This is a genomic window from Halomonas sp. DP3Y7-2, from assembly GCF_019800795.1.
GTDB classification, from domain to species: Bacteria; Pseudomonadota; Gammaproteobacteria; order Pseudomonadales; family Halomonadaceae; genus Halomonas; species Halomonas litopenaei_A.
The window spans coordinates 604,061-629,692 of record NZ_JAHVKJ010000010.1 but is presented as its reverse complement, the minus strand read 5'-3'; the positions used below and the strand labels follow the sequence as shown (position 1 = coordinate 629,692).

24 protein-coding genes and 7 tRNA genes are annotated in these 25,632 nt (G+C 61.0%); 13 read left to right on the top strand and 18 right to left on the bottom strand.

Annotated elements, in window-relative coordinates; genetic code table 11:
- The first annotated feature begins 131 nt into the window (after nt 1–131).
- The 3 genes from KUV45_RS15185 to KUV45_RS15175 are packed head-to-tail and all read left to right on the top strand — an operon-like array spanning nt 132 to nt 3,129.
- On the top strand, nt 132–1,295 hold the full coding sequence (locus KUV45_RS15185) for an ABC transporter substrate-binding protein (protein WP_222162023.1): 1,164 nt from the start codon (nt 132–134) through the stop codon (nt 1,293–1,295).
- Between the two features lie 2 nt (nt 1,296–1,297).
- Entirely contained in the window at nt 1,298–2,356 is a 1,059-nt protein-coding gene (locus KUV45_RS15180) for an iron ABC transporter permease (RefSeq protein WP_222162022.1), read from the top strand.
- Entirely contained in the window at nt 2,353–3,129 is a 777-nt protein-coding gene (locus tag KUV45_RS15175; protein ID WP_222162021.1) for an ABC transporter ATP-binding protein, read from the top strand. Before KUV45_RS15180 ends, KUV45_RS15175 begins: the two co-directional genes overlap by 4 nt.
- A gap of 493 nt (nt 3,130–3,622) precedes the next feature.
- Here KUV45_RS15175 and KUV45_RS15170 read toward each other — a convergent pair whose 3' ends face one another.
- The 7 genes from KUV45_RS15170 to KUV45_RS15140 all read right to left on the bottom strand — a co-directional run bounded on the left by KUV45_RS15170 (nt 3,623) and on the right by KUV45_RS15140 (nt 9,252).
- On the bottom strand, nt 3,623–4,813 hold the full coding sequence (locus KUV45_RS15170; RefSeq protein WP_222162020.1) for a hypothetical protein: 1,191 nt from the start codon (nt 4,811–4,813) through the stop codon (nt 3,623–3,625).
- Nucleotides 4,814–5,057: 244 nt separating this feature from the next.
- Nucleotides 5,058–5,145: transfer RNA gene (locus KUV45_RS15165), tRNA-Ser, on the bottom strand.
- Nucleotides 5,146–5,282: 137 nt separating this feature from the next.
- Nucleotides 5,283–5,858, bottom strand: a complete 576-nt coding sequence (locus tag KUV45_RS15160; RefSeq protein WP_374107037.1) for a YiiD C-terminal domain-containing protein — start codon at nt 5,856–5,858, stop codon at nt 5,283–5,285.
- 41 nt (nt 5,859–5,899) lie between these two features.
- The gene (locus KUV45_RS15155; RefSeq protein ID WP_222162019.1) at nt 5,900–6,460 is read right to left on the bottom strand and encodes a nitroreductase family protein; all 561 of its coding nucleotides are present in this window, start codon (nt 6,458–6,460) and stop codon (nt 5,900–5,902) included.
- A gap of 157 nt (nt 6,461–6,617) precedes the next feature.
- Nucleotides 6,618–7,472 carry an NADPH-dependent 7-cyano-7-deazaguanine reductase QueF gene (gene queF, locus KUV45_RS15150; protein WP_222162018.1) on the bottom strand — a complete coding sequence of 285 codons (855 nt, stop codon included), beginning with the start codon at nt 7,470–7,472 and terminating at the stop codon, nt 6,618–6,620.
- A gap of 65 nt (nt 7,473–7,537) precedes the next feature.
- Nucleotides 7,538–8,311: an ABC transporter permease gene (locus tag KUV45_RS15145; RefSeq protein WP_206942720.1), complete on the bottom strand. Its 774-nt coding sequence runs from the start codon at nt 8,309–8,311 to the stop codon at nt 7,538–7,540.
- A complete protein-coding gene (locus KUV45_RS15140; RefSeq protein ID WP_206942721.1) occupies nt 8,308–9,252 on the bottom strand; it encodes an ABC transporter ATP-binding protein in 945 nt (314 codons plus the stop codon). Before KUV45_RS15140 ends, KUV45_RS15145 begins: the two co-directional genes overlap by 4 nt.
- A 312-nt stretch (nt 9,253–9,564) precedes the next feature.
- Here KUV45_RS15140 and KUV45_RS15135 point away from each other — a divergent pair, with 312 nt between their 5' ends.
- Nucleotides 9,565–9,915: a hypothetical protein gene (locus KUV45_RS15135; protein ID WP_222162017.1), complete on the top strand. Its 351-nt coding sequence runs from the start codon at nt 9,565–9,567 to the stop codon at nt 9,913–9,915.
- A 180-nt stretch (nt 9,916–10,095) separates the two neighbouring features.
- Here KUV45_RS15135 and KUV45_RS15130 read toward each other — a convergent pair.
- The 6 genes from KUV45_RS15130 to KUV45_RS15105 form a co-directional block, all read right to left on the bottom strand.
- Nucleotides 10,096–10,170: transfer RNA gene (locus tag KUV45_RS15130), tRNA-Gly, on the bottom strand.
- Nucleotides 10,171–10,225: 55 nt separating this feature from the next.
- Nucleotides 10,226–10,301 (bottom strand) — tRNA-Glu (locus KUV45_RS15125).
- 3 nt (nt 10,302–10,304) lie between these two features.
- Nucleotides 10,305–10,379: transfer RNA gene (locus KUV45_RS15120), tRNA-Gly, on the bottom strand.
- Between the two features lie 27 nt (nt 10,380–10,406).
- Nucleotides 10,407–10,482, bottom strand: a tRNA-Glu gene (locus KUV45_RS15115).
- Nucleotides 10,483–10,486: 4 nt separating this feature from the next.
- A tRNA-Gly gene (locus KUV45_RS15110) sits at nt 10,487–10,561 on the bottom strand.
- Nucleotides 10,562–10,585: 24 nt separating this feature from the next.
- Nucleotides 10,586–10,661: transfer RNA gene (locus tag KUV45_RS15105), tRNA-Glu, on the bottom strand.
- A 321-nt stretch (nt 10,662–10,982) separates the two neighbouring features.
- On the opposite strand from KUV45_RS15105, the gene msrB reads away from it, so the two are divergent.
- The 5 genes from msrB to ggt all read left to right on the top strand — a co-directional run bounded on the left by msrB (nt 10,983) and on the right by ggt (nt 17,040).
- Entirely contained in the window at nt 10,983–11,381 is a 399-nt protein-coding gene (msrB, locus tag KUV45_RS15100; protein WP_222162016.1) for a peptide-methionine (R)-S-oxide reductase MsrB, read from the top strand.
- Between the two features lie 188 nt (nt 11,382–11,569).
- A complete protein-coding gene (gene ylqF, locus KUV45_RS15095; protein ID WP_222162015.1) occupies nt 11,570–12,571 on the top strand; it encodes a ribosome biogenesis GTPase YlqF in 1,002 nt (333 codons plus the stop codon).
- 97 nt (nt 12,572–12,668) lie between these two features.
- Entirely contained in the window at nt 12,669–13,898 is a 1,230-nt protein-coding gene (locus KUV45_RS15090; protein ID WP_222162014.1) for a pyridoxal phosphate-dependent aminotransferase, read from the top strand.
- 186 nt (nt 13,899–14,084) lie between these two features.
- Entirely contained in the window at nt 14,085–14,984 is a 900-nt protein-coding gene (htpX, locus tag KUV45_RS15085; protein ID WP_206942725.1) for a protease HtpX, read from the top strand.
- Nucleotides 14,985–15,300: 316 nt separating this feature from the next.
- Nucleotides 15,301–17,040 carry a gamma-glutamyltransferase gene (gene ggt, locus KUV45_RS15080; protein ID WP_222162013.1) on the top strand — a complete coding sequence of 580 codons (1,740 nt, stop codon included), beginning with the start codon at nt 15,301–15,303 and terminating at the stop codon, nt 17,038–17,040.
- Between the two features lie 185 nt (nt 17,041–17,225).
- Here the strand turns inward: ggt and pdxB are convergent, their stop codons facing one another.
- On the bottom strand, nt 17,226–18,380 hold the full coding sequence (pdxB, locus tag KUV45_RS15075) for a 4-phosphoerythronate dehydrogenase PdxB (protein ID WP_222162012.1): 1,155 nt from the start codon (nt 18,378–18,380) through the stop codon (nt 17,226–17,228).
- A gap of 153 nt (nt 18,381–18,533) precedes the next feature.
- On the opposite strand from pdxB, the gene KUV45_RS15070 reads away from it, so the two are divergent.
- Nucleotides 18,534–18,815: a hypothetical protein gene (locus KUV45_RS15070; protein ID WP_206942730.1), complete on the top strand. Its 282-nt coding sequence runs from the start codon at nt 18,534–18,536 to the stop codon at nt 18,813–18,815.
- Between the two features lies 1 nt (nt 18,816).
- Nucleotides 18,817–19,179 carry a hypothetical protein gene (locus KUV45_RS15065; RefSeq protein ID WP_206942732.1) on the top strand — a complete coding sequence of 121 codons (363 nt, stop codon included), beginning with the start codon at nt 18,817–18,819 and terminating at the stop codon, nt 19,177–19,179.
- 6 nt (nt 19,180–19,185) lie between these two features.
- On the opposite strand, the gene KUV45_RS15060 is transcribed toward KUV45_RS15065, so the two are convergent.
- Both KUV45_RS15060 and rlmKL read right to left on the bottom strand, forming a co-directional pair.
- Complete coding sequence (locus tag KUV45_RS15060; protein ID WP_206942734.1) at nt 19,186–19,527, bottom strand: glutaredoxin family protein; 342 nt, start codon at nt 19,525–19,527, stop codon at nt 19,186–19,188.
- A 14-nt stretch (nt 19,528–19,541) separates the two neighbouring features.
- A complete protein-coding gene (rlmKL, locus tag KUV45_RS15055; RefSeq protein ID WP_222162011.1) occupies nt 19,542–21,908 on the bottom strand; it encodes a bifunctional 23S rRNA (guanine(2069)-N(7))-methyltransferase RlmK/23S rRNA (guanine(2445)-N(2))-methyltransferase RlmL in 2,367 nt (788 codons plus the stop codon).
- A 296-nt stretch (nt 21,909–22,204) separates the two neighbouring features.
- Between rlmKL and rmf the strand changes: the two genes are divergently transcribed.
- A complete protein-coding gene (gene rmf, locus KUV45_RS15050) occupies nt 22,205–22,411 on the top strand; it encodes a ribosome modulation factor (protein WP_045994893.1) in 207 nt (68 codons plus the stop codon).
- A 155-nt stretch (nt 22,412–22,566) separates the two neighbouring features.
- Here rmf and KUV45_RS15045 read toward each other — a convergent pair whose 3' ends face one another.
- A complete protein-coding gene (locus tag KUV45_RS15045; protein ID WP_222162010.1) occupies nt 22,567–23,583 on the bottom strand; it encodes a quinone-dependent dihydroorotate dehydrogenase in 1,017 nt (338 codons plus the stop codon).
- Between the two features lie 142 nt (nt 23,584–23,725).
- Nucleotides 23,726–24,016 (bottom strand): encapsulin-associated ferritin-like protein, encoded by a 291-nt coding sequence (locus KUV45_RS15040; RefSeq protein WP_206942740.1) that lies wholly within the window; start codon nt 24,014–24,016, stop codon nt 23,726–23,728.
- 137 nt (nt 24,017–24,153) lie between these two features.
- Between KUV45_RS15040 and mgtE the strand changes: the two genes are divergently transcribed.
- Nucleotides 24,154–25,506 (top strand): magnesium transporter, encoded by a 1,353-nt coding sequence (gene mgtE, locus KUV45_RS15035; protein WP_206942742.1) that lies wholly within the window; start codon nt 24,154–24,156, stop codon nt 25,504–25,506.
- Nucleotides 25,507–25,632 lie beyond the last annotated feature (126 nt).

Sequence of the window (25,632 nt, the reverse complement as noted above, 5' to 3'; positions counted from 1 at the left end):
CGGTCCAGCAACGAACTCTGGCGCAGCATTTGACCAAATGTTGCCCTGAGCACTCGACCCAACGCTTATTGCCTATTCTCGTGCGGGGGCCCCTGGCCGCTGCTGCAATATCTGTACAACCAGGCCTTTATATGCAGCCATCCGTCGTCGCTTCTTCCGTGTTTCGCTATATTGGCGCTACCCTTTTGGTACTGTTATTGGCGCCTTCAGTCTCTGCCTCAACCGTCACAGACCTTGCAGGGAGAAAGGTTGAGCTCCCCGATACCATAGAGCGCATTGTCCTTGGCGAAAGCCGCTATATACCCGCACTCGCAATCCTTGAGGGCGAGCACGTGGTCGATCGACTGGTAGGTATGCTGCCAGACTTCGAAATGACGGATCCTGCCGGCTACGCTCAATACCTCGCACGCTTCCCAGCGCTGGACGATATTCCTCGTGTCGGCCACACCTCAGCCGATAGCTTTAGCTTGGAGCACGTGCTGGCGATGGACCCTGATCTAGCGATCTTCAGCCTGGATGGACATGGTCCAGGAGCTCGTCACCAAGACCTGGTTGATCGGCTAGAGCGAGCCGGCGTCGTTGTCATCTTCATTGACTTCCGCCAAAGACCTCTGGAGAACACCCAGACAAGTATGGCGGTTCTCGGCGAAGTTCTAGGCCGTGAAGCCCAGGCTCAGGCCTTCAACCGCTTCTATCAAAGTGAGCTCGACAAGGTAGGCCAGACGGTTAACCGTATCCCTGAAAGCCACCGATTGAAGGTATTCCTTCACAGTCGCCTCGGACGGATGGACGGGTGCTGTGAAACCATGGCCAGAGGCATGATGAGTGACTTCATCAGCTTTGCTGGAGGCCACAACATGGCGACTGAGCTTCTCCCGGGCGTCAGTGGCATGCTGAGCCTCGAAACCCTGTTGACCGAACCGCCTGATCGCTACTTGGCAACAGCCATCGGTGCACCCGGCCTCGAACTCTCCGCCGATGACCTGCCTTACGTCGTGCTGGGAGCTGGCGTCGACGAAAACACTGCTCAGCGCACGTTCCAGCGCGCCGTCTCTCGTCCAGGACTTGAGCAATTAGACCCGATCAACGTTCCCGGTCACGCCTTGGCCATTTGGCATCATTTCTACAACACTCCACTTAACGTAGTGGCGGTTCAGGCTATTGCCAAATGGCTATATCCGCTCGAGTTTTCAGCGCTTTCACCGCAAAGTACGCTGGCTGAGCTGTATCAACGATTCCAGCCCGTACCACTGAGCGGCTGCTACTGGGTCACGCTCGGCGATGAGGCACCATAAGCATGCCTACAATGACACAGCCGTCTTTGGCCCTGCTGTATCGCCGATTTGTATGGCGCCGCTGGCTTTGCCTCCTCCTACTGGCGCTTTCGTCACTATCCACACTATTGCTGGACATTGCCTCAGGCCCTTCCATATTGGGTCTTGACGATGTGCTAGAAGCGCTGTTGTCCGTAGAGTCACTAGAACCAAGTACCTCCGTCATAGTGTTCGATATACGGCTTCCCTACGCATTGATGGCAGTCGTCGTCGGCGCCAGTCTAGGCTTGGCTGGAGTCGAAATGCAGACCGTGCTCAACAACCCCTTGGCCAGTCCCTTTACACTCGGCGTCGGCGCAGCGGCGACTCTAGGTGCATCGCTAGTCATCGTCTATCCGGTCTCCTTTTTCGGCATTGCCAGCTATCTAATGCTACCGCTAGCGGCTTTCGTCTTCGCAGCGGCAGCATCCCTTTTGGTGCTGTTACTTTCCCGCTCGCTGGGCGCCTCGATTCATGCTGTGGTGCTCTTCGGTATCGCATTGCTGTTCGGTATCAATGCCCTGGTCGGGCTACTGCAATTCGTGGCAGATGCAGAGTCCGTCCAGCAAATCGTCTACTGGACCATGGGGAGTCTTTCCCGTGCATCACTTGAGAAGGTGGCCGTAGTGACAACGGTGCTAGCCATTTGCTTGCCCTTCTCTCTACGCAATGCCTGGTCCATGACACTACTTCGAAGTGGAGAAGATCAGGCCAAAAGCCTGGGGGTTCCAGTTGAGCGCCTCCGCCTCATGACATTGATGCGCGTCAGCCTGTTAACAGCGGCTGCCATGGCGTTTGTTGGAGAGATCGGTTTCATTGGGCTAGTCGCCCCGCACATAGCGCGCCTGCTGCTCGGAGAGGATCATCGTTTTCTGCTCATCGGCAGCGCCATGACAGGCGCAACACTATTATCGCTGTCCTCCATTGCCAGCAAGCTTCTTGTCCCGGGAGTTGTTCTGCCCGTCGGCCTGGTAACAGCACTGGTGGGAGTCCCCACATTCATTCTGTTAATTGTGCTACGTAGTAGGCGAGGAAGCTCATGACGCTCCAACTCGAACAGCTGACACTCGGGTATCGGCACCGCCCGGTCATTCGTCAGTTGACTCTGCCAGCGATTGTTCGTGGCAGCCTGGTAGCGGTCGTTGGGCCAAATGCAGTCGGCAAGTCGACCCTGCTGAAAGGAATTGCGGGCCTCGTTCCCGCGAAGGGCAGCGTCAGTCTGGATGACCTGGCGTTGTTATCACTTCCCTCCAGGCAACGCCTAGCGAAAATCGGTTATTTGCCCCAGGCCTTACCCCAGCGGGTCCCTCTTGTGGCATATGAAACGGTTGTCAGCGCTTATCGCTCGCTTGGGTGTGGCACTTCGCTCGGCGTCGATGAAGCGGTAGAGCGTGTCTTCGACACACTGGGAATTCGCTCGCTGGCGCTGCGCCAGCTCGACCAGCTCTCAGGTGGACAAAGACAAATGATCGGCCTTGCTCAAGTACTGGTGCGTCGCCCGCCTCTGATGTTGTTGGATGAGCCGACCAGCGCGCTCGATCTCAACTGGCAGCTTAGTGTTCTGCAAGCGGTACGCAATGCGACTGACGAACAGGACGCTATTGCACTTGTGGCAAGTCACGATCTAAACCTTGCTCTGCGCTTCTGTGATCAACTGCTGATACTCACACCCAACGGTTCGGCCTATCTCGGTGAACCAGACAAGCTGCTGACACCTGAACGACTACATGAGGCCTATGCCATTGAAGCCCGAGTCGAGCGCTGTTCGCTCGGCCAGCCCATTGTGCTAGCGGACCGAAGCAGCTCAACTTCCTAACTGCAAACGGCTCCCCTTCCGCCCTCAGGCTATGTCCGTTGCAGGCCGAAGCTACTCCGATCAAGACGTCGCCTTATCTCTGAGACAGAGCGCGCCGAGAGTCCACTTTCCTCACGCAAGGTGTCACAGCATCATTCAGGTTGCTCTGCCCGCTTGCGAGCGTGCCTTGAAGGCAAAAAACGAAGCAGCAGAGCAACTGCGGTTAAACTCACCCAGATCGTGTAAGCAGGAAACCAGCGCGTCCACCACTCACTGGAGTACCACGGCAAGCCGTTGAGAGACTGCGCGTTCAACGCCGTGTACAAGTTAAGCGACAGCACCACCGCCACTCCGGCCATGCCAATTCCCAAAAGTAATCCCGACAGCCGACGCCTATGCATTCGTGCGTTCTCCATGCGAGTGGTACCGCCAGTGTCTTCCAGACAGCCCTCCACGTCTACTCGAGCTGCACGCAACGCTGTCCGACATAGCCGGAATAAGCCGCAGTGATCCCCTATTGGGTTGACGTCAATAAGACGACTCGGTTCACGCGCTTGTCCTGTCCGAATTCGATCAGAGCAAACCATTCCCGGTAAGCATCCTCAGAATGGGTATCGGGAATGTCGGAGCAGGCCGGGATAACGAAATTTTGCGATCTGGCAGTATATCCTGAGGGCACGCGTCCAAGAATGCGGATCACTTCCCCACGGGTCAAACCAACCCTGATCCCTGAGGGCGTCTGCCAGTTCGGCGAGATGGTGGACATATTGACAACGACATCTTGGAAAAAATCGATATTCGCGCCAATCAGGGCTATCCGGTCAATTGGCTCATCACTGAACGAGGTTGCGTCGGTGGCTTTCGGTGTTCCGAACTTTCTGAGTGCGCCCACTGGCGCGCCCATCTTTATCCCATTGAGGCGAAGCTCCGATGGGGGAAGGCAATCAAATTCGTCGCTATATTGATGGTTTTTTAGCAGAAGCGGTATGGAGGCCGATGAAACAGCATCCGATATCCAGGTCTGGGAGTCCCAATCCCACGTCTGGCCGGCGGCCACTTTGACATCATGGAGCCCGCCGCCAAAGCCATAGCTTACTGTCTCAGGGATGCACTCAAGGCGGGCGATCCGCTCGCCGCTCTCGGTCACTTCAACCCACCCAAAGCGCCTTATCGGACGCTGCATCTCCTCCTCGGAAAACGGACGGTCAAAGCCGCCCACAACGTTGTAACCGTAATCTTGATTGAAGAAGGTGACTGACTCGCTGATCGCCTTGCCAAGCCCCGACCATGGCTCAAAATCAACGCGTTCAATGGGTTCTGACAGAGTGAGGTCCGCTGGCCCGCCAATTGGGCCGTAGCTGTAGGTGGCAGTCTGGCTATCGAAACACACGAAGACTTCGGTACCGAGGCCTTCCATCTGGCAGGAGGTGAAGGCTTCCTGCCCTTGTGGGCAGCCTGCCTCCGCTCCCGTCGCCAGCAGACCCATCACGAGCAACAGGCCGCCCATTAGTCCGTATTTCAGTCGCCCAAGCCTTTTGACATGCATGTCTCTATCCCGGCACTGATGAGGAGGTTTCACACCAAACACTATAGCGCTGCAGGTGCCACGCTCGAGCAAAATCCCTAACGCGCGGTCGAACAGGAACACATGCTCGATCTGATCAGTGCTTGGTGCTTGGTGCTTGGTGCGAAACTGGGGATCCATTCGCTTTCGTGGGACGCTGCGATACGCTCCAGGCAGCATCAGCTAAATAGCCGCCGTTCACTGCTCGTGTTCAGGATCTCTGGGGCGGGACGATGCAGGCTTAGCCCTTGGCTCAAGTCCCCGGGACCACCTCGCGTGACAGGTCAACCGACGAAAGTTTCCAAGAGCAGGTAAACAAGGCCAGGTAAATACCACCCATATAGAAAAAGCCCGCTGATCTCTCAGCGGGCTTTTCAACAATTCGTGGCGGAGGGGGAGGGATTCGAACCCTCGAAGCCTTTCGACTTACACACTTTCCAGGCGTGCTCCTTCGACCACTCGGACACCCCTCCGCATTGTTATCTTGAAGAACATGATGCCCGCGTTGCGCGGTGCTTATCCCTCAAGACGGCGCATACTTTATCGCCTTAAGTTCTCGATTGCAAGCCGTTTTTTGCTACTTTGCCCATACTGGAGATCGGTTTGGTGCCTAGACGGCAATTGGCGGCTCGCTGGGCAGCACGGCGTAGTCACCACGCGCCTCAAGGCACAGCGTTTCACCACACCACAGCTCCTGGACCAGGGCGATTCGCCCCTTCCCTCGTTCGGCCAGGCGGCGCTCCAGCGCATCTTCGGGCGATGTCTCCCCGGCGATAGCACGGTCGAGCATTGCTCGGTCGTCGCCCGGCTCTTCCGGCCGGCAGATCAAGCGATAGTCCCCGGTCACCGGCGCCACGAACCGCTGGCTAGCCTGCGCTACCACCACATCCTGGTTGATCCCGCGACGCCTAAGCCACAGCGTCGTCCAGCACCAGCCCAGCAGGGTGGTCTGAGCGGTCAACGAACCGCCAAAACCGGTGCCCTTGTCATTGAGGTTGGGACGCAGATCGAGCTCCCACACGAGAGCGTTACCCTCTTCCCGCATGCGCTGGATGCCAAGCGATCCCACCAGGGGGATGGCCTCCCCCAGCCAGTCAAGAAAACCGTTCAGGTCTTCAGGCACACCTGTGGGCGGCAGCGCTGGCCGCGGATGCGCGTGGCCAACCTGTCTTGTCATGTCATCCATGAACGTGCGTCCCGTGTCAGCTGACCCAAGCGCAACGGCGCTTAGTCCCATACCTCGACGTAATCCTCTACCCGGTGCTCGGCGATGGGCTTGTGACGACCACCCAGCTGGCCCAGGTAGATGAAGGCGACCAGCTCATCGTGCTCTCCCAGCCTGAGCCCCTTGCGCACGGTGTCGTCGAAGGCGTACTTGCCACTGCGCCACATGGCGCCCAGACCCTGGGCGTGAGCGGCCAGCAAGATACCGTGGGCGGCGCACCCTGCGGAAATCACCTGCTCGATCTTCGGTACCTTGGGCACGTCCGGGTCCACCTTGGCGACGACGCCGATGATCATCGGTGCGCGCTTGGGTTTCATCCGTGCGCTGTTGAGGCACTCGTCGGTCGCCTTGGGGTCTTCGCGAAACTCGGCCTCGGCGAACAGCTCGCCTAGTCGATCGAGGCCTTCACCGGAGAACTCGATAAAGCGCCAAGGCCTGAGTTCCTTGTGATCCGGCGCGCGCAGCGCGGCTCGGTACATGGCATCGAGCTGCTCACGGGACGGAGCAGGCCCCGCCAGCTTGCCCATGGAGCTGCGTTCATGCAGCAATGTCATGGCATCCATCGTGTCACTCCAGAGGGCGAATGCCCTGTCACAATTCAATGGTTGAGACGCTTTCGCATTACCCTACCAGACCACTCAGGTATTGTCCCTGCGGCACCATCTATCGCCGCGATCTATCCCCGCGATCTAGGGCGCCGCATCCACTGCGTGCGGCTGGTCACTGCCGCGCCAGGCGCAGCGGCGTGGGAGGCGTCTCGCCGGGGGTGGCGCGCCAGGGGCTGATATCCAGACCACCGCGCCGCACGTAGCGCGCCAACACCAGCAGGCGTTCAGGGCGGGCCCTCTCCATCAGGTCCACGAACATGTGCTCGACACAGTGTTCGTGAAAGTCCTGATGCTGGCGGTAACCGACGATGTAGCGCAGCAGGCCATCTCTATCGAGCCTGGGCCCACGGTAGCGAATCATGACGCTGCCCCAATCGGGCTGGCCGGTGACCGGGCAGTTGGACTTGAGCAGGTGGGAGGTCAGCGTCTCCTCGACAATCTCATCGCTCACCGTCAGGTGATCGGGACTGGGTGTATAACGAGCAATTTCGATATCCCGGTCGTCGATGCACTCACCCGGCAGGCGGCGCGGTGACAGCTGCTCATCCTCGACGTCGAGAATCTCAACGCTCACCGCTGCTCCTGCCGCCTCGCCAAGGTCCCGCTCCAGGGTCGCGATGAGTTCACTGCGCGAACTCAAGCGCGTCTGGTTCAGGCTGTTGAGGTACAGCTTCCACGACTTGGACTCGATCAGACGCGGTGAGCTCGCTGGCAGACGAAAGCGCGCCACGGCAACGCATGGCTTGCCCTTGGGCGTCAGCCAGGACAGCTCGAAGGCGTGCCATTCGTCTTCTCCCACGAATGGCAGTGCATCCTCCGCGATGCCCAGGGGCGCTCGGTTGGCCGCCCGCTCGATGGGGAAGAGAAGCCCCGGATCGTACTGGTCGGGGTAGGCCGACTCTCGTCCCAGCGGGGCGTCGGCCAAGGTCGCGGGGCGATGGTGAGGATGATCGGACGAGTGACTCATGCACGCTACCTGAACACAAAAGAACCAAGAAAAAGGGTCACGGCAAACGCCGCGATGACGCGGCGCTAGCTACGAATGCCCTTGCCATTTTCCAGCATCCACAGGGCAATGGCGAATAGACCAATGATAAAGCCAAAGATCGCGGTCAGGGCCCAGCCCACCGGGATATCCGACACCCCAAGAAAGCCGTAGCGGAAGACGTTGACCATATACAGGATCGGGTTGAGCATCGACGCCCCCTGCCAAAAGTCCGGCAGCAGGGAAATCGAGTAGAACACCCCGCCGAGGTAGGTCAGCGGCGTCAGTACAAAGGTCGGCACGATGGAGATGTCATCAAACTTCTTGCCCAGCAGCGCATTGATGAAACCGCCCGTGGCGAACAGCGCCGCAGTCAGAATGACCACGCCGATGGTCAACAGAGGATGCGCGACCTCGATCCGGGTAAAGAACAGCGACACCCCGGTGACGATGATGCCAACCCCGAGCCCACGAGCCATGCCGCCCAGAATGAAGCCCGCCAGCATCACCCAGTTGGGCATGGGCGACACCATCATTTCCTCGACACTGCGCTGAAACTTGTTGGAGAAAAACGACGACGCCACGTTGGAATAGCTGTTGGTGATCACGGACATCATGATCAGTCCTGGCACGATGAAGTCCATGTAGCTGTAGCCGTCCATCTCGCCAATACGCGAGCCAATCAGGTTGCCGAAGATGATGAAGTACATCGTCATCGTGATCGACGGCGGCAGCAGCGTCTGAGGCCAAATGCGGGTAAAGCGACGAATTTCCTTGATCACCAGGGTCCATAGGGCGATCGCTATCTGGCTCGGATTCATCCACGCATCTCCTTGTCTGCATTGCCGCTTTCCACCATGGAGACGAACATCTCCTCCAGCCGGTTGGCACGATTGCGCATCGACAGCACCTTGATGCCGTCCCGCTTCAACGCGTCGAACACGTCATTGAGGCACTGCCCACGATGGACCACGACCGACAGCTGGGCATCGTCGACCTTGCCCACCTCGAAGCCCTCGATGGCCGGTGCCTCGGACACCGGCTCTGCCAGGTCGAGCAGGAAAGTTTCGGTGTCCAGCTCCGCCAGCAGCTCTCTCACGCTGGTGTTACGCACGATTTCCCCGTGGTTGATGATGCCCACGTTGCGACAGAGGCTCTCGGCCTCTTCCAGGTAGTGGGTGGTGAGGATGATGGTGGTGCCCTCCTCCCGGTTGATGCGACGCATGTACTCCCACATGCTGCGGCGCAGCTCGATATCCACGCCGGCGGTCGGCTCATCGAGAATCAACAGCTTGGGTCGATGCATCAGCGCCCGCGCAATCATCAGCCGCCGCTTCATCCCGCCAGACAGCATGCGCGCGCTGCCGTTGCGCTTGTCCCACAGGCTCAAGTCCTTGAGCAGGCTCTCTGCCCGCGGCAGCGCTTCGCGCCGGGACATCCCGTAGTAGCCCGCCTGCGCCAGCACGATATCGATGACTCGCTCAAACTGGTTGAAGTTGAATTCCTGGGGCACCACCCCGAGGTGGTACTTGGCACGGGCAAAGTCCTTGTCGATATCGATGCCGAAGATCGATACCTGGCCCGCGGTCTTTTGCACCAGCGAACAGACCACGCCCAGTGTGGTGGACTTGCCGGCGCCGTTGGGACCCAGCAGCGCGTAGAAATCGCCCTCCTGAACATCGAGGTCGATGCCCTTGAGAGCCTTGAAACCATTGCCGTAGACCTTGGTCAGGCCTCGAATGGACAGAGCCGGTTCGGCCATGAGGGATCCTTGGTGTGGGTGTCAGGGGAAATAGATAGAAGGCTCACCATATGGGGTCACTCAGCCACATCTTCAACCGAGCCACCCGCCTTGCCGCTGCCAGCAGCGTGTCACCTAGAGGGCGACACGATGCCCCGAGAGCGCCTGGACATACGTGTCGAACGCCGCCCAACCTGCCACTGACACCTCTTTGGTGAGGGACGAGGGGCCAAAGGCGAGGGCCGACGTCCATCAAAGCATGACGGAGGTCAGTGGCCACCCCCTTGAACGCAGCCTAAGCTAAACAGTCTTAACCACTACGAGGACAACGCCATGACGACCTGCAACAAGCACCCACATCATGAGCATCAGCACGGGCCTGGGTGTGGTCACACGGCGATAGAACATGACGGGCACATCGACTACCTGCACGACGGGCACCTGCACCACATGCACGGCGACCACGTGGATGAGCACACCATCGAGGTAACTGATCAAAACCCGGCAGACTGCACGCCGCACCACCAGTGTTCAGGCCATGCCGCAGATCATGTGCATGGCCCCGGATGCGGTCATGAACCGGTGCCTCATGGGGATCATATCGACTACCTCGTCGATGGCCACCTGCACCACCCTCATGGGGATCACTGTGACGATCATGGCCCCATCACTGTCGTGACATAGGTGACGTGAGGTCAAAGGGGGCTGGCGCGCACCATCAGACAAGCGTCGGCCCGCTAGCGGCTGACGGCCCACGACAAGAGATACGCACAGCGAGTCAGACCATCCAGAAAGCACAAAAAAAGGGCCCGGGGGCCCTTTTTTCGTCAGGCACTGCCGCCGAGGCAACAGGCCAATAATTTTTGGAGCGGGAAACGAGATTCGAACTCGCGACCCCAACCTTGGCAAGGTTGTGCTCTACCACTGAGCTATTCCCGCTCTATCGATGCAGAGACCGCGACAGCTGTCGACGTCCCTCTGCTGCGTTGCGAAGTGGCGTCCCATAGGGGGTTCGAACCCCTGTTCCCGCCGTGAAAGGGCGGTGTCCTAGACCACTAGACGAATGGGACGCATGGAGCGGGAAACGAGATTCGAACTCGCGACCCCAACCTTGGCAAGGTTGTGCTCTACCACTGAGCTATTCCCGCAAACGCATCGCAAATTGTACCGGAAAGTGGCGTCCCATAGGGGGTTCGAACCCCTGTTCCCGCCGTGAAAGGGCGGTGTCCTAGACCACTAGACGAATGGGACGCATTGGAGCGGGAAACGAGATTCGAACTCGCGACCCCAACCTTGGCAAGGTTGTGCTCTACCACTGAGCTATTCCCGCATTCCGGCCTTTCAAGAGGCGAAGTGGCGTCCCATAGGGGGTTCGAACCCCTGTTCCCGCCGTGAAAGGGCGGTGTCCTAGACCACTAGACGAATGGGACGCATCGGCCTCGTCTCTCTCGAGGTGGCGCGTATGTTACTGAGCACCCTGAAAAGTGTCAACCCCGAGCCACGATTTTCCTGTTCGATTCAACGCCCTTCTCTATTACCCGTCCTGCTTGCCCCATACACAGGCACACGTACATAGGCACATGTACTTAGACACACGGGCCTCGTATGAGGCCGACACCCAGCGCAGTGTTCACGAGCACGTCCCACGTACACCATGGAACGGTCAGCGTGAAACCGTCGGGTTGGTCAAACGGCCATAAACGTCTTAGCTTGAAGTGAGCGCCTGCGTCGAACCTCACGGGAGAACATCCATGCGCAAGAAGATCGAGAAAACCGATGCCGAATGGCGGACACAGCTTTCCCCGGAGCAATATCACGTCACTCGCGAAAAAGGCACGGAGCGCCCCTTCAGCGGCGACTACCACGTCACCGATACCCACGGCATCTATCACTGCGCCTGCTGCAACGCGCCACTGTTCGAGAACGAGCACAAGTTTGATGCCGGCTGTGGCTGGCCAAGCTTCGACCGGCCGCTGTCCGAGAACTGCATCCAGCTCGATGACGACCATCGACACGGCATGCGCCGTACCGAAGTCAGCTGCCAGCGCTGCGACGCCCACCTCGGCCACGTCTTTGCCGACGGCCCTACACACACCGGCCAGCGCTACTGCATCAACTCACTGGCACTGAACTTTCACGAAGGTGAATAGCGCCTGGCGCACCTAGCACGCCCTTCCCGCCCCTTGGCGACCACGGCCACCCCGGCGGCTCGTGGTCGCCCACTTACTGCATCGACTCGCGCTTCAGCAGCCTGCCCGCATCTCTGCTGACGACATTTGACTCGGGTTTCCCTAAGATGGAGCGTCATTTGCGCTTATAGAGTAGGCAGGAGAAAGAGATGCTGGGCTGGTTTCCGGGACACATGAACAAGGCGCGCCGTCAGATACTGGAGGCGCTGCCGGAAATCGACGTGGTGATCGAGGTGCTCGACGCCCGCCTGCCCTACTCCAGCGCGAACCCGATGCTGGCCAGTCTGACCCGCCACAAGCCGGTGCTGAAGATTCTGTCCCGCGCCGATCTCGCTGACCCGGAGGGCACCCGCGCCTGGACCGCCTTCTTCGACGCACAGCCAGACACCCGCGCGCTGGCGGTGACCACGACCAACACCCGCGAGCTGAAGCGCATCCCCAAGCTATGTCACGAACTGGCCGGTCAGGTTCGCGCAGACCGGGATGTGCGGGTCATGGTCATGGGCATCCCCAACGTCGGCAAGTCGACGCTGATCAACGGACTGGCTGGCCGCACCATTGCCAAGACGGGTAACGAGCCCGCCGTCACCAAGCGTCAGCAAAAGGTGCGCATTCAGGGTCGCGTTGCCCTGACCGACACTCCCGGCGTGCTGTGGCCCAAGATCGAGGACCAGGCCAGTGCCTACCGCCTGGCCGCCAGCGGCGCCATCCGAGACACCGCTATCGACTATGTCGATGTGGCCTTGATTACCGCTGCCGAACTGGCGAAGCGCTATCCAGAAGCCCTCAGGTCACGCTATAAATTGACGTCACTGCCTGCCTACGACGCGCATCCTGACGCGGACAAGGTCGACGCGGATGGTGACGAGCGTCCTGACCTCATGGCCCAGGCTGGCTTCGACGGCCACGCTATCCTGGCGGATATCGCCGCCAAGCGTGGGGGACTGCGTGCCGGCGGGGAAATTGACCTGCATCGTGGCGCCGAAGTGCTGCTGCACGAGCTGCGTGATGGCAAGCTCGGCCGACTGACGCTGGAAACCCCGGATGACATCCCGGTGGATGCCCCTGCCGACGACGACATCAGCGCCGAGGCCTCCCCGGCTGAAGCAGACGACAGCTCGGCATCGGGTGGTGCGACCTCGGAAGACTGACTACCCGGCAGACGGCCATCACGACCTGCCACACACGGCTACACGACCGGCCCGCCCTCAGCGGGCACGTTACAACGGATTCTGCGAGACCCGCGCCATGGACACGCCTACCCTTTCAAAGTCACACAAGCTGGATAACGTCTGCTACGACATTCGCGGCCCGGTGCTGGAGCACGCCAGGCGCCTCGAGGACGAAGGCCAGCGCATTCTGAAGCTGAATATCGGCAATCCAGCCCCGTTCGGCTTTGAAGCGCCGGAAGAGATTCTTCAGGACGTGATGCGCAACCTGCCCACGGCCCAGGGCTATTGCGACTCCAAGGGACTGTACTCGGCACGCAAGGCCATCATGCAGGAATGCCAGCGCAAGGAGATCCCCGGCGTTGGCATCGAGGATATCTACATCGGCAACGGCGTGTCAGAGCTGATCGTCATGGCCATGCAGGCCTTGCTGAACGACGGTGACGAAGTGCTGATTCCGGCGCCGGATTACCCCTTGTGGACCGCCGCCGTCAATCTGTCCGGTGGCCGTGGCGTCCACTACCTGTGTGACGAGCAGGCAGACTGGGCGCCCGCCATGGATGATATCCGGGCCAAGGTCACCAGCCACACCCGTGCCATTGTCATCATCAATCCCAACAACCCGACCGGCGCCGTCTATCCCCCCGAGGTACTGCGCGAGCTGCTCGACATCGCCCGCGAGCACAACCTGGTGGTGTTCTCCGACGAGATCTACGACAAGATTCTCTACGATGACACCGTGCACGTGGCCACCGGGGCGCTGGCCAGTGAAGATCAGCTGGTCGTGACCATGAATGGACTGTCCAAGAGCTATCGCTGCGCCGGCTTTCGCAGCGGCTGGATGACGCTATCCGGCACGCTCGCCCGGCAGCGAGCCAATGACTTCATTCAGGGGCTGACCATGCTGGCATCGATGCGCCTGTGCGCGAATGTGCCTGCGCAACATGCCATTCAGACAGCACTTGGCGGCTATCAGTCGATCAATGATCTGGTCCTGCCCGGTGGGCGGCTGCTGGCACAGCGGGACATTACCGTAGAAAAGCTGAATGCCATCCCGGGGGTCAGCTGCGCCACGCCGAAGGGCGCCTTGTATGCCTTCCCGCGCCTGGACCCCAAGGTCTACAACATTCAGGATGACCAGCAGCTGGTACTCGACCTGCTGCTGCAGGAAAAGATCCTGCTGGTACAGGGCACCGCCTTCAATTGGCCGGATCCGGACCATGTCCGCATCGTTACCCTGCCCTGGGCGGACCAGTTGGGTGATGCGCTGGATCGTTTTGCCCGTTTTCTGTCGCGCTATCGCCAGTAAATCGGCAAGCACAGGCACGCACCGGCAGGCGCAAACCGACAGGTACTTGCGCTTCGCTCGACAAGCGATGGAGCGATCAACGCCCGGGCGCTTGAAACTTGGCGCCCCAGGGCTTATCTAAGCATCTGATTCCCCCGTCGAGCCACTGGGCTCTTCAGGTTTCTTTCCTTACGGAGAATGTCGGCAATGATGAGAATCCTGCTCTTTCTGGGCACCAACCTGGCGGTCATCCTGGTCGCCAGTATCACCCTGCGATTGCTGGGCGTGGAGCCGTACCTCAACGCCCAGGGCATCAATTTCAACAGCCTGCTCATCTTCTGCTTTGTGTTCGGCATGGCAGGGTCAATGGTATCGCTGTTCATCTCCAAGTGGATGGCCAAGCGTTCCACCGGCACCGTGATCATCGAGAACCCGTCCAACGCCACCGAAAAGTGGCTGCTCGACACCGTGGCCGAACTCGCCCGCGAGGCCAACATCAAGACGCCTGAGGTCGGTATCTTCCCGGCCCAGCAGTCCAACGCCTTTGCCACCGGCTGGAACAAGAACGACGCCCTGGTCGCCGTGTCTGCGGGACTTCTCAACCGCATGCAGCCGGAAGAAGTGAAGGCCGTGCTGGCCCACGAGATCGGTCACGTGGCCAACGGTGACATGGTCACCCTGGCGCTGATTCAGGGCGTGCTGAACACCTTCGTGATGTTCTTCGCTCGGGTGGTGGCACAGCTGGTCGACAGCTTCCTGCGCCGCGATGACAACGAAGGCCTCGGCTTCTTCGGCTACTTCGCCGTGGTCATGGTCGCCGAGATCGTGTTCGGCATTCTCGCCTCGATGATTGCCGCCTGGTTCTCCCGCTTCCGTGAGTACCGTGCCGACGCTGCAGGAGCCAAGCTTGCGGGCTCCGGCGCCATGATCAATGCCCTGGCACGCCTCAAGGCCGAGACCCAGATGCCCGATCAGATGCCGGATACCCTGACCGCCTTCGCCATTACCACCGGCCAGACCCGCAAGCTGATGGAGAAACTGTTCGCCAGCCACCCGCCGCTGGACGATCGTATTCGCGCCCTCAAGGAAGCCGCTTACCGTCAGTGACGAAAGCGCCGTCCTGCCAACACCCCCGCCGGTCCCGCCGGCGGGGGTGTTTCTTTTTCAGCATCATTTTTTGCTGTGGTCTACCGCGCCTCTTGTCGTGCTTGCCACGGCCCCGGCTCCTCGCCACTGCGCTTGTACCGGTCGCCCTCAGCTCCCTTCGACACCCGCACACCTCTCTTGTTGGCGCCCAACCCTATTTGCGCTGTGGTCCATGGGCGTCAATAGTAAAACGGCGAGTCATGCCTGATGGCCGCAGCACCATTCGACAGTGCCACCATTCCATCACCCAACGATCCGACAACCTGAGGGGTACGCCATGTCGATCTCCCGCCGTTTACGCACCACCATCACTGGTTCAGCCATCGGTCTATCACTGAGCCTGAGCGCGAGCCCAGCGCTCAGTGACAGCCAAGCCATTCTCGAAGGCGAACGGTTCCATCCGGAAGTGAGCACCAGGGGAATGGTCGCGACCAGCCATTTCCTGGCATCGGAGGTGGCCCGCGACGTGCTGGCCAACGGTGGCAACGCGGTGGATGCCGCCGTCACGGCAGGCTTTGCCCTGGCTGTCACCCAGCCACGTTCGGGCAATATCGGCGGCGGCGGCTTCATGCTGATCTCCGATGAGACAAGCGGCGATGTGATCGCCATCGACTATCGCGAGAAGGCCCCCAAGGCGGCCTACGAAACGATGTTTCAGGATGACAGCGGCGACGCCGTAGCCGAGCTGTCCCGCTATACCCACAACGCCGCCGGCGTGCCCGGAACGGTTGCCGGACTCGCCCTGGCGCTGGAGCAGTACGGCACCATGACGCTGGCCGAGACGCTGGCGCCCGCCATCAAGCTCGCCGAGGACGGTTTCGCTGTGCCGCAACGGTTCGTCGATGGCATCGAGAGCGCCAGTGAACGTTTTGAGCCCTGGGAAGCCAGTCGCGCCAAGTTCTTCAAGGAAGATGGTTCTCGTTACGAGGTAGGCGACATCTACCGCCAGCCAGACCTGGCAGCCACCCTGAAGCGAATTGCCGAACAGGGACCCAGGGAATTCTACGAGGGCGAGACCGCACAGTTGATTGCGGCCGAAATGGAACGCCACGATGGCATGATGACCCTGGAAGACCTGGCCGGTTACCAGGCCACGGTGCGAGAGCCGGTGCACGGCAATTACCGGGGCTATGATGTCTACGCCATGAGCCCACCCTCCTCCGGCGGCGCCCATATCGTGCAGATACTCAACATGCTCGAGGGCGACGACATCGGAGCGCTGGGCTTCAACTCCGCCAGCACCATCCACCTGATGTCCGAAGCCATGAAGCGCGCCTATGCCGATCGCTCGCAGTACCTGGGAGATACCGACTTCGTCGACGTCCCCCTGGCCGGCCTGACCTCAGAAGACTATGCCGCTGAACTGCGCAGCGAGATCGCCGCCGACCAGGCTACGCCGAGTGCCGATATCGCCCCCGGCAACCCGCTGCCCTACGAGTCCAACGAGACCACCCACTTCTCGATCGCCGACGGCAACGGCCTCGCGGTCTCCAATACCTACACCATCAACTTCAGCTATGGCTCGGGTATCGTGGTGGATGGCGCAGGCTTCCTGCTCAACAACGAAATGGACGATTTCTCCGCCAAACCGGGGGTACCCAATGCCTACGGGTTGATCGGCGGCGAAGCGAACAAGATCGAGCCTGAAAAGCGCATGCTGTCATCGATGACGCCCACCATCGTCAAGAAGGATGGCGAGAACTTCCTGATCACCGGCAGTCCGGGCGGATCGCGGATCATCACCACCACGCTGCAGGTGCTGATGAATGTCATCGATCATGGCATGAACATCCAGGCTGCGGTGAGCATGCCGCGCATCCACCATCAGTGGCTGCCTGACGAGATCCGCATCGAGCAGGGAATCAGCCCGGACACCATCCAGCTGCTCGAGAACATGGGCCACAGCGTCAGCCTGCAGGAAGCCATGGGCGCCGCTCAGTCCATCATGATCGAGGACGGCACCTTCTACGGCGGAGCCGACCCACGACGCTCCACCTCCTCTGCCATGGGGCTATAAAGGACGAAGGCAGGCCGAAACAGGCCAAGACAGTCCCCGACGATACCTCCACCACGCACCGGATGCGTCCCGCCGCCCTTCAAGGCGGGACGTGCCCAAAAAGGCGTGCCCAAGGCTCCCGGCCACGGGTGCTCAAAGGCCATGGCCTCCCGGCTTGACTTGCCTCCTCAGCCTCAGCCTCAGCCTCACACTATGCGAAAGCCCGCGCCTGCCAGCACCTTGGCCAATCTCTGTGCTTCGCCCGTCAACTCGACGCTCAGGGTCGAGAACTCGCGGCGCAGCGGATAGCTGGCGCGGCACTGGTCGAACCCCTGAGCCGGCGAGCTGGTGGCCAGGGCCTGGGCCAGCCGGTCATGGTCGCGTCTGGGCTCATACACCGCGCGCATGCAGGCGCGCAGCACCTCCTCGACCGGCAGCGCTCGCTGCCAGGTCATGCGCGCCAACGCGGGAGAAGGCAACAGCTCCTGTAGCGTGACGGCCTCATCCACACCAAGGTGTTTGACCAAGGCCTGATAGATCTGGTGAGTGCCACGCAGCTTGCCCTCCAGGCTGTGCCCTGCAATATGAGGAGTGCCCAGCATTACCTGGTGAGCCAGCGTCAGATCGATGGCCGGCTCCCGCTCCCACACATCCAGCAGGGCCGTCATATCGTTGTCGCGCTCGAGCCTCGCGCTCAGCGCCTGCCCATCGACGCAGTCACCGCGCCCGGCGTTGAGCAGCAGGCTGCCTGGTTTCAAGGCCTCGATGCGCCCTGCGTCCAGCAGGTGTCGGGTGGCGTGGGCCCCCTCCTTGACCAGCGGGGTATGCAGGCAAAGCACATCACAGCGCTCGATCAGCGTATCCAGGTCGACAAACCCTTGCTGACCTTCTCGGTCTGCCCGGGGAGGATCGCACAGCTCGTGGGCCACTCCCATGGCGGCCAGACGCGCCGCCAGACGCCCCCCCACGTTACCGACACCCAGGATGCCCACCCGTTTATCGAGCAGCGACTCGCCCCGTCGCTCGCAGGCCAAGGCCAGAGCGGACAGCACATAATCCACCACTGGCTCGGCATTGCAGCCAGGCGCGCTGGCAAAGGCTATTCCACTCGACGCCAGGGCTGCGAGACTGACGTGATCGGTGCCGATGGTGCAGCTGCCAACGAAGGACAAGGGCGATCCCAGCGACCGCGCCTGGTTGATCAGCGCTTCATCCACTTGGGTAATAGAACGAATCACCAGCGCGCTGGCATCAGCCAGGTGATGGGCATTGATCTCGCGTCCCGGTACGCGCACCACCTCTCCCAGCGGGCCAAAACAAGCATCGGCAGCGGGCACGTTGGCGTCGACGACAATCTTCATGAACGGTTCCTGGCGGCAGGGCAATCGACAGCCCGACCCAAGATCGGGCTATTTGTGGATGAGCCTCAAGGGCTTACAATGGCCATCTTAACCGAAAAAAGACGGTGCTTGAGGCCCTCAGGTGCCGACCACTGCTGATAGACGGGAGTCGCCGTGATCGTCCGCTGGGAAACCGACCATGACTATGTCCTTGTGCATGTGCATCAGGACATGTTCGGCGACTGGATCTTCAGCCGTGCCTGGGGGCAGATCGGCACCCAGTTCGGCGGGCTCAAGCATCAGTTGGCCGATGACTATGCCCAGGCCATGATGTGGCTGGAAGACGAAAAGACCATCCTGACCTCGCGCGGTTTCAGCAAGGTCCTGGAAGCCGATGACCACAGTCCTGAAGGGCGTGAGGCCGTCGGTCAACTGTCGCTGCTGGACGCCAACTGACATGCCGGCAGCTGACGCCTCCACCACCAGCGACGCGCTGGCAGCACGTTTGCGAGCACTGCTGGAGACCACTGAGACCCACCAGCTACCGCTGACCTACCAGCAGGCTGCCGAGGCACTAGGGCTGATGCCACCCCGGACCATTCGCCGGGTTGCCGAGGCGCTGGAAGTCACCATCCACGAAGACGTGGCAGCGGGCCGCCCCTTGCTGGCCACTCTGGTGGTCAGCCGCCAGCCCCCTCACCTGCCTGGACCCGGCTTCTTCAGCCTGGCCGTTGCCCTGGGCCGCTTTCCCGAGCATCAGGACGATCACCCGCAGGCTTACCGCCAGGAGCTAGCCGCCGTCCTGGCCAGTCGGCGCTGACCTTGGTCAGCGACCGCCGAATACCCGCCTACCCCGTACCAGCCTTGCGCCGACGACATGGTCTGCCTCACCCGCTTCAGTCTGCTGGACCAGCGCCCGCCACGCGCTGTGATCAAGCAGACCGCGAGCATCCAGCCAACGAGCCACGCTGTCGGCGTCGACACGCCCCTCCAGCACATCATCGGGGCGCGTCTCGTCGATCAACACAGGGATGCGCTCGGCAAAGCGCTCCAGCAGCGCCTCATCGTCGCTGATCTCGACGCTGTCGATGGCAATGTCCTCCACCGACAGCGTCTTGACCAGCGCTGCCATCTGCTCGCACAGGTGGCAACCCAGCGTGGTGATCATCACCCAGCGCCCCATCACGATGCCCGATGGCGAATCAAGAAGCAGTGGTGAAGGTCGGGGCGCCGGCTGAAGTCCGGATCAAACGTCTGGCGTGAGATGTCCTTGATCTCGAAATGCTGCTCCAACGCCTCATCCATCTTGAACCGGCGCTGGTTGTTGGAGAACACCAGAGTGCCCTCTGGGGCCAGTCGCGCCATCGCCAGCTCGACCAAGCGGGGATGGTCACGCTGGATATCCAGCGTGTCGTCCATCTTCTTGGAGTTCGAGAAGGTCGGCGGATCCATGAAGATCAGATCAAATTCGCCCTTGGCCGTCTCCAGCCAGCGCAGGCAGTCGTCACGCACGACCCGGTGGCGTGACGGGTCGAGGCGGTTGAGCGCGAAGTTGTCCCGGGCCCACTCCAGGTAGGTGTTGGACATGTCGACACTGACACTGTCGCTGGCACCGGCTTGACCCTCCTTGCCACTGCCGAGTGCCGCCTGCACCGTCGCCGTCGCGGTATAGCAAAACAGGTTGAGGAAGCGCTTGCCCGCGGCCATTTCCCCGAGCATCCGACGTACCGGACGATGATCCAGGAACAGACCGGTATCCAGGTAGTCACGCAGGTTGACCCAGAAACTCGCCTGCCCCTCGCTCACCTGAAAACGCTGCCCGCTGCGACCTTGCTTCTCGTACTGTGACTTGCCCTGCTGGCGCTGGCGCTGCTTGACCACGACCTTGCCGGGCTCCACGCCAAGCACATCGGGTATCACGCCAAGGGCATCATAGAGCCGACGCTGAGCCTGGGAGGCATCGATCGACTTGGGCGGCGCATACTCCTGTACATGCACATGGTCACCGTAGACATCGATGGCCAGGGCGTACTCGGGCATGTCGGCATCGTACAAGCGATAGCAACGCTCACCGCTTCGCTTGAGCCACTTGCGCAGTTTCTTCTGGTTCTTCTCCAGACGGTTGGCGAACATCTGCGCGCCTGAACTACGAGCCGGCTGTGTCGGGCTGTCGGCCTCGCCTGTCTCTCGACGGGAGTCACGCTCTGCACTGGGGTGTTCTGACCCCTGCCCTGGCTGCGGCTGCGAGCCTTTAGGCTCGGCGCTGGCACTGCCCTGGGGGTTGTGCGCAGCATCGTCGAAGGATGACGCAGGCCTCGCCTCCGTCGCCTTGTCTGTCAGCCCTTCCGCTGATGCAGATACATCGCCCTCACGACGCTGGCCAATGTCGATCAGCAGCAGCTTGGCGTCCAACGGCCCATTGCGCAGCGCATACTGCTTGTGGGCACGCATTCCCAAGCGGTGTCCCAGATCAGGGTTGCCGGTGAACAGCGCCAGCCGCCAGCCGGAAAAGTCCGCCTTGAGGCGCACACCAAGATCCGAGTACAGCCTGACCAGCTCCGGCAGCTCGCCGATTCGCTCACCATAAGGGGGGTTGCTGATCACCAGTCCAGGCAGCTCAGGGTCGAGTACCCGTGGACGTGACAGGCGCTGCACGCTGGCACCATCCAGGTGAATCAGTGCCGGAATGCCGGCTCGCATGGCGTTGGTCTTGGCGGCCGTCAGAGCGGGCGGGCTCTGGTCAAAGCCGAAGATCGACGACTGCGCGCGCTTGCGCCCAAAGCTTGCTCTCGCCTGGGCCTCTCGCAGCACCTCCTGCCACAGAGCTCGGTCGTGCCCGGCCCAGCGATGGAAACCGAAACGCTCACGAGACAGGTTGGGAGCCATGTCCGCCGCCATCAGCGCCGCTTCGATCAGCAGCGTCCCCGAACCGCACATGGGGTCGATCAGGGGCGCGCCCTCCTTGGCCAACTCAGGCCAGCCGGCACGTACCAGCAGGGCCGCCGCCAGGTTCTCCTTGAGCGGAGCATGGCCCGTGTCACGACGATAGCCGCGACGATGCAGACTATCGCCGGACAGGTCGATCCCCAGCACCAGGCGCCCCCGGTGAAGGTGCGCGTATAGACGCACGTCGGGTTGGCGAGTATCCACATCGGGGCGCGCCTGGCCCGAGGCGGTCAAGCGATCCACCACCCCATCCTTGACCGTCTGCGCACCGAAACGGGTATGGCGGATCTCCTCGCTGCGACCGTGGAAGTCCACCGCGATGGTCGCGCCGGGACGGACATGGCGCTGCCAGTCAATGGCCGCTGCCGCGTCGCGCAGGGAATCGGGAGTTTCCACCCCCTCGACGCGAGCCACGCAGAGGATGACCCGATTGGCCAGACGCGACCACAGACACGCTCGATAGGCACCCTCGAGGTCACCCTCGGCGTTGACTCCCGCCACGGTGGACTTACCAGGGGCGAGACCGAATGTCGCAAGCTCAGTGGCCAGCAACTGCTCGATGCCGCGTGGACAGGTCGCCAGAAGGTCTAACTTCTCAGGCACTTGCTTCTCCTACTTTGATAATGAACCTGCAAGTCATTTTTCGACTAATCGTTCGATGACCGCTGGATGAACAGGTTGTTACAAAACAAACGTCGACAACGGCTCGTGGCTTACGCTATCAATGAAATGGTAGCTACGAGATACGACACATGTGATCCTGTCAACAAGCCTTCATTTCGTGCTTCTCACGCTAGAACGCACATCGCAAGGCTTGGGCATCACGGGCCCGTTCCACGCTCTTCCCCAATGTACGGCGGGAGCGGGTCGGATTGGTACCTTTGTCACGAGGTAGACCCATGAAACGACAGAAACGTGATCGCTTCCAGCGCGCCTATGTACACGGCTATAAGGCAGGCCTCTCGGGTAGATCCCGAGACGATTGCCCCAGCCAGGACATCAATCTACGGGAGTACTGGATGAGCGGTTGGCGTGAAGGTCGTGGGGACCAGTGGTCGGGCATGACAGGAGTGTCCGGCATTCACAAGAACCCCATGGTGCTCTGATAACGCTGTACTGTTGAGGTAAGGGAAAGACCCCGTAAGCCCATGGCCGTCAGTGCCATGGGCTTTTTGCTGCCACATTCTGCAGCACTTGTTTCAGCAACATCGCCACGCTCTTGCCCGCGGCCCCGCCAGACAACCTGCCTGACGATGCTCCGCTAGCGGCTGGACGCCAGCGCCCTGGCCGTTTCACGGACCAGCGCCGGGCCACGATAGATAAAGCCGGAATAGAGCTGCACCAGATCTGCGCCAGCCTGCCGCTTGGACACCGCCGCCTGGCCGCTGTCCACACCACCGACACCGATGATGGGAAGCTGCGGCAACGCCTCGCGTAGCTGAGCGATGACGCGGTTGGACGCATCCAGCACCGGACATCCTGACAGGCCGCCTTGCTCGTCGGCATGTTCAAGCCCCGCCACCGCCTCACGCGATACCGTGGTGTTGGTCGCAATGACCGCATCGATACCGTTGCTGGTCAGCGCGCCGGCCACCAGACGCACCTCATCCTCATCCATGTCCGGCGCAATCTTGACGGCCAGCGGCACCCGGCGCCCGCTACGCTCGTCCAGGCGTGTTCCCGCTTCTCGCAGACTGGCCAACAGGCGGTCCAGGTGGTCACCGAACTGCAGGTTGCGCAATCCCGGCGTATTCGGGGACGAAATGTTCACTGCCACATAGTCGGCGTGATCGTGGACTCGCTCGAGACAGTAGAGATAGTCGGCCTCAGCGTCTTCCACCGCCGTGGTCAGGTTCTTGCCGATATTGATGCCGATGACGCCGCGATAGCGGCTGGCCTTGACCCGCTCCACCAGATGGTCGACACCGTGGTTATTGAAGCCCATGCGATTGATGATCGCGCCGCGCTCCGGCAGCCGGAACAGCCTCGGCTTGGGGTTACCGGACTGCGCTCGCGGCGTCACGGTGCCTACTTCCACGAAACCAAAGCCCAGCGCCCCAAGCGCATCGAGGTGGTCAGCATTCTTGTCCAACCCGGCCGCCAGACCAATACGGTTGGGAAAGGTCAGCCCCATCACGGTGGTCGGGTCATCTACCGGCGCTCCCGCCATCCATCGCGTGGCCTTGACCCGCGCCGCCCAGTCCAGTGACGTAAGCGAGAGGTCATGAGCCCGTTCAGGGTCGAGGCGAAACAGCAGAGAGCGGGCGAGATCGTACATGACATCTCCGGAACGAGAAAAAGACGAGGGCGTGCGGCCGGGCGCGAGTATAGCGCAGCCACGCCTTCACGACGACGCTCTGCATCAAGGGTCATGAACTTTGCCCCAGCGAGCTTTCCTCCCCGGGGCAATCAACGCTCGTTCAATGGCCGATATCGCCGTCAGTAAACAGAAACTCGCGCAGATACTTGTCCATGACGGGATCCTTGCGACGCAGCCACTCCAGGGTCATGGCAGCGTGTTCCTTCTCCTCATCGCGGTTATGTTCGAGGATCTTGCGTAGATCGTCGTCCTTGCAGGCATCTACACGCTGGTTGTACCAGTCTACCGCCTCCAGTTCCTCCATCAGCGACACGATGGCGCGATGGTAATCACGGGTCTGAGCCGTCAGCTCTTCCACCGGCTCATGGTAGCCCTCGCTCGATCCGGCCATGTGCAACTCCTTTTCTTTGCAAACAGTTGTGGTCTACTGGTGTCCTGATTCACACGTTGGTGGCAAAGGACTTCTGCCCAATCAACGTAGGACACGAACGTTGCCTTGTCAGTCAGCAACATATGCCGGGAGGGACCATGACAGAAGTGACCGAGACCTTTGAAAGCCAGCTGTCGCGCATCCACCTGGCCCTGGAAGATGAAAACTCGCAGGAAGTCTCCGATGTCCTAGAGGATCTCGAACCTGCCGAGGTAGCTCTGCTGCTTGAGTCGCTGCCGCTGAGCGAGCGCATCAAGCTGTGGGAACAGGTGCCATCAGAGGACGATGGCGAAGTACTGCTGCACGTTCACGATGAGGTCCGCAGCACCCTCATCGAGGACATGGATCCAGAAGAGATCGTGGCGGCCACCGCCTCGCTGGACACCGCTGACCTGGCCGAGCTGTTCGAGGACCTGCCCAAGCAGGTGGCCGAGGACATGCTGCGTACCATGGACGAAATGCAGCGCACACGCCTGCAGGAGACGCTGTCGTTCGAGGAAGACAGCGCCGGTCGCCTGATGCGCACCGACGCCATTGGGGTGCGCTCGGACGTGACGCTGGAAACCGTACAGCGCTTCCTGCGCTGGAAGGAGTCGATTCCGGACAACACCGACAACCTGATGGTGGTGGACCGCATCGGCCACTTCGTTGGGGTCTTGCCATTGGCCCGACTGGTCTCCCACGACCAGGAAACGTCGGTGGTCGAGCTGATGGACGCCGACGTCGACGTCATCCAGGGGGATATGAAAGCCCGCGACGTCGCCACCCTGTTCCAGACCCACGACCTGACGTCGGCACCCGTGGTGGACAACGATGGGATGTTGCTCGGCCGTATCGTCATCGACGATATCGTCGACGTCATCCAGGAAAACTCCGAACAGGCGCTGATGAACATGGCCGGCCTGGATGAAGAGGAAGACCTCTTCGCCCCGGTGTTGCCCAGCGCCAAACGCCGTGCCGTGTGGCTGGGCATCAACCTGCTGACGGCTTTCCTGGCGGCGTGGGTCATCGGGCAGTTCGAAGATGCGCTGGAGAAGGTGGTCGCGCTGGCGGTGCTGATGCCCATCGTCGCCAGCATGGGCGGTATCGCCGGCAGTCAGACTCTGACACTGGCCATCCGTGGTCTGGCTCTGGGACAGATCAGCAAGACCAACAGCAACTGGCTGCTCAGAAAGGAAGTCGGCATCGCCTTGCTCAACGGCGTGGTGTGGGCGCTGGTGGTCGCCGTACTGGCGGTCCTCTGGTTCAAGAGCATGGCCATTGGCGCCATCATCGCCGCCGCTCTGGTGATCAACATGCTGGCTGCCGGCGTCTGCGGCATCGTGATTCCGCTGATTCTCAAGCGCATGAACATCGACCCGGCCCTGTCGGGCTCGGTCATCCTGACCACGGTCACGGATGTCATCGGCTTCATGTCATTCCTGGGTCTGGCGACCATCTTCCTGCTCTAACCCGCATCGCCCCCACCAAGCCATGGCTGGCTTGGTGGGGCACGCTGCCCCCCCCTGCCGGTGATGGCCTGTGGTGGCCGGTGATGGCCTGTGCTCTGTATCGCCCGCCGCGAATTCATGCCCAGC

Bases quoted from the DNA above. Each gene is read 5' to 3' on its own strand.
- KUV45_RS15185 (WP_222162023.1), top strand. From the start codon at position 132: ATGCAGCCATCCGTCGTCGCTTCTTCCGTGTTTCGCTATATTGGCGCT.
- KUV45_RS15180 (WP_222162022.1), top strand. From the start codon at position 1,298: ATGCCTACAATGACACAGCCGTCTTTGGCCCTGCTGTATCGCCGATTT.
- KUV45_RS15175 (WP_222162021.1), top strand. From the start codon at position 2,353: ATGACGCTCCAACTCGAACAGCTGACACTCGGGTATCGGCACCGCCCG.
- KUV45_RS15170 (WP_222162020.1), bottom strand. From the start codon at position 4,813: ATGGATCCCCAGTTTCGCACCAAGCACCAAGCACCAAGCACTGATCAG.
- KUV45_RS15160 (WP_374107037.1), bottom strand. From the start codon at position 5,858: ATGGATGACATGACAAGACAGGTTGGCCACGCGCATCCGCGGCCAGCG.
- KUV45_RS15155 (WP_222162019.1), bottom strand. From the start codon at position 6,460: ATGGATGCCATGACATTGCTGCATGAACGCAGCTCCATGGGCAAGCTG.
- queF (WP_222162018.1), bottom strand. From the start codon at position 7,472: ATGAGTCACTCGTCCGATCATCCTCACCATCGCCCCGCGACCTTGGCC.
- KUV45_RS15145 (WP_206942720.1), bottom strand. From the start codon at position 8,311: ATGAATCCGAGCCAGATAGCGATCGCCCTATGGACCCTGGTGATCAAG.
- KUV45_RS15140 (WP_206942721.1), bottom strand. From the start codon at position 9,252: ATGGCCGAACCGGCTCTGTCCATTCGAGGCCTGACCAAGGTCTACGGC.
- KUV45_RS15135 (WP_222162017.1), top strand. From the start codon at position 9,565: ATGACGACCTGCAACAAGCACCCACATCATGAGCATCAGCACGGGCCT.
- msrB (WP_222162016.1), top strand. From the start codon at position 10,983: ATGCGCAAGAAGATCGAGAAAACCGATGCCGAATGGCGGACACAGCTT.
- ylqF (WP_222162015.1), top strand. From the start codon at position 11,570: ATGCTGGGCTGGTTTCCGGGACACATGAACAAGGCGCGCCGTCAGATA.
- KUV45_RS15090 (WP_222162014.1), top strand. From the start codon at position 12,669: ATGGACACGCCTACCCTTTCAAAGTCACACAAGCTGGATAACGTCTGC.
- htpX (WP_206942725.1), top strand. From the start codon at position 14,085: ATGATGAGAATCCTGCTCTTTCTGGGCACCAACCTGGCGGTCATCCTG.
- ggt (WP_222162013.1), top strand. From the start codon at position 15,301: ATGTCGATCTCCCGCCGTTTACGCACCACCATCACTGGTTCAGCCATC.
- pdxB (WP_222162012.1), bottom strand. From the start codon at position 18,380: ATGAAGATTGTCGTCGACGCCAACGTGCCCGCTGCCGATGCTTGTTTT.
- KUV45_RS15065 (WP_206942732.1), top strand. From the start codon at position 18,817: ATGCCGGCAGCTGACGCCTCCACCACCAGCGACGCGCTGGCAGCACGT.
- KUV45_RS15060 (WP_206942734.1), bottom strand. From the start codon at position 19,527: ATGATCACCACGCTGGGTTGCCACCTGTGCGAGCAGATGGCAGCGCTG.
- rmf (WP_045994893.1), top strand. From the start codon at position 22,205: ATGAAACGACAGAAACGTGATCGCTTCCAGCGCGCCTATGTACACGGC.
- KUV45_RS15045 (WP_222162010.1), bottom strand. From the start codon at position 23,583: ATGTACGATCTCGCCCGCTCTCTGCTGTTTCGCCTCGACCCTGAACGG.
- KUV45_RS15040 (WP_206942740.1), bottom strand. From the start codon at position 24,016: ATGGCCGGATCGAGCGAGGGCTACCATGAGCCGGTGGAAGAGCTGACG.
- mgtE (WP_206942742.1), top strand. From the start codon at position 24,154: ATGACAGAAGTGACCGAGACCTTTGAAAGCCAGCTGTCGCGCATCCAC.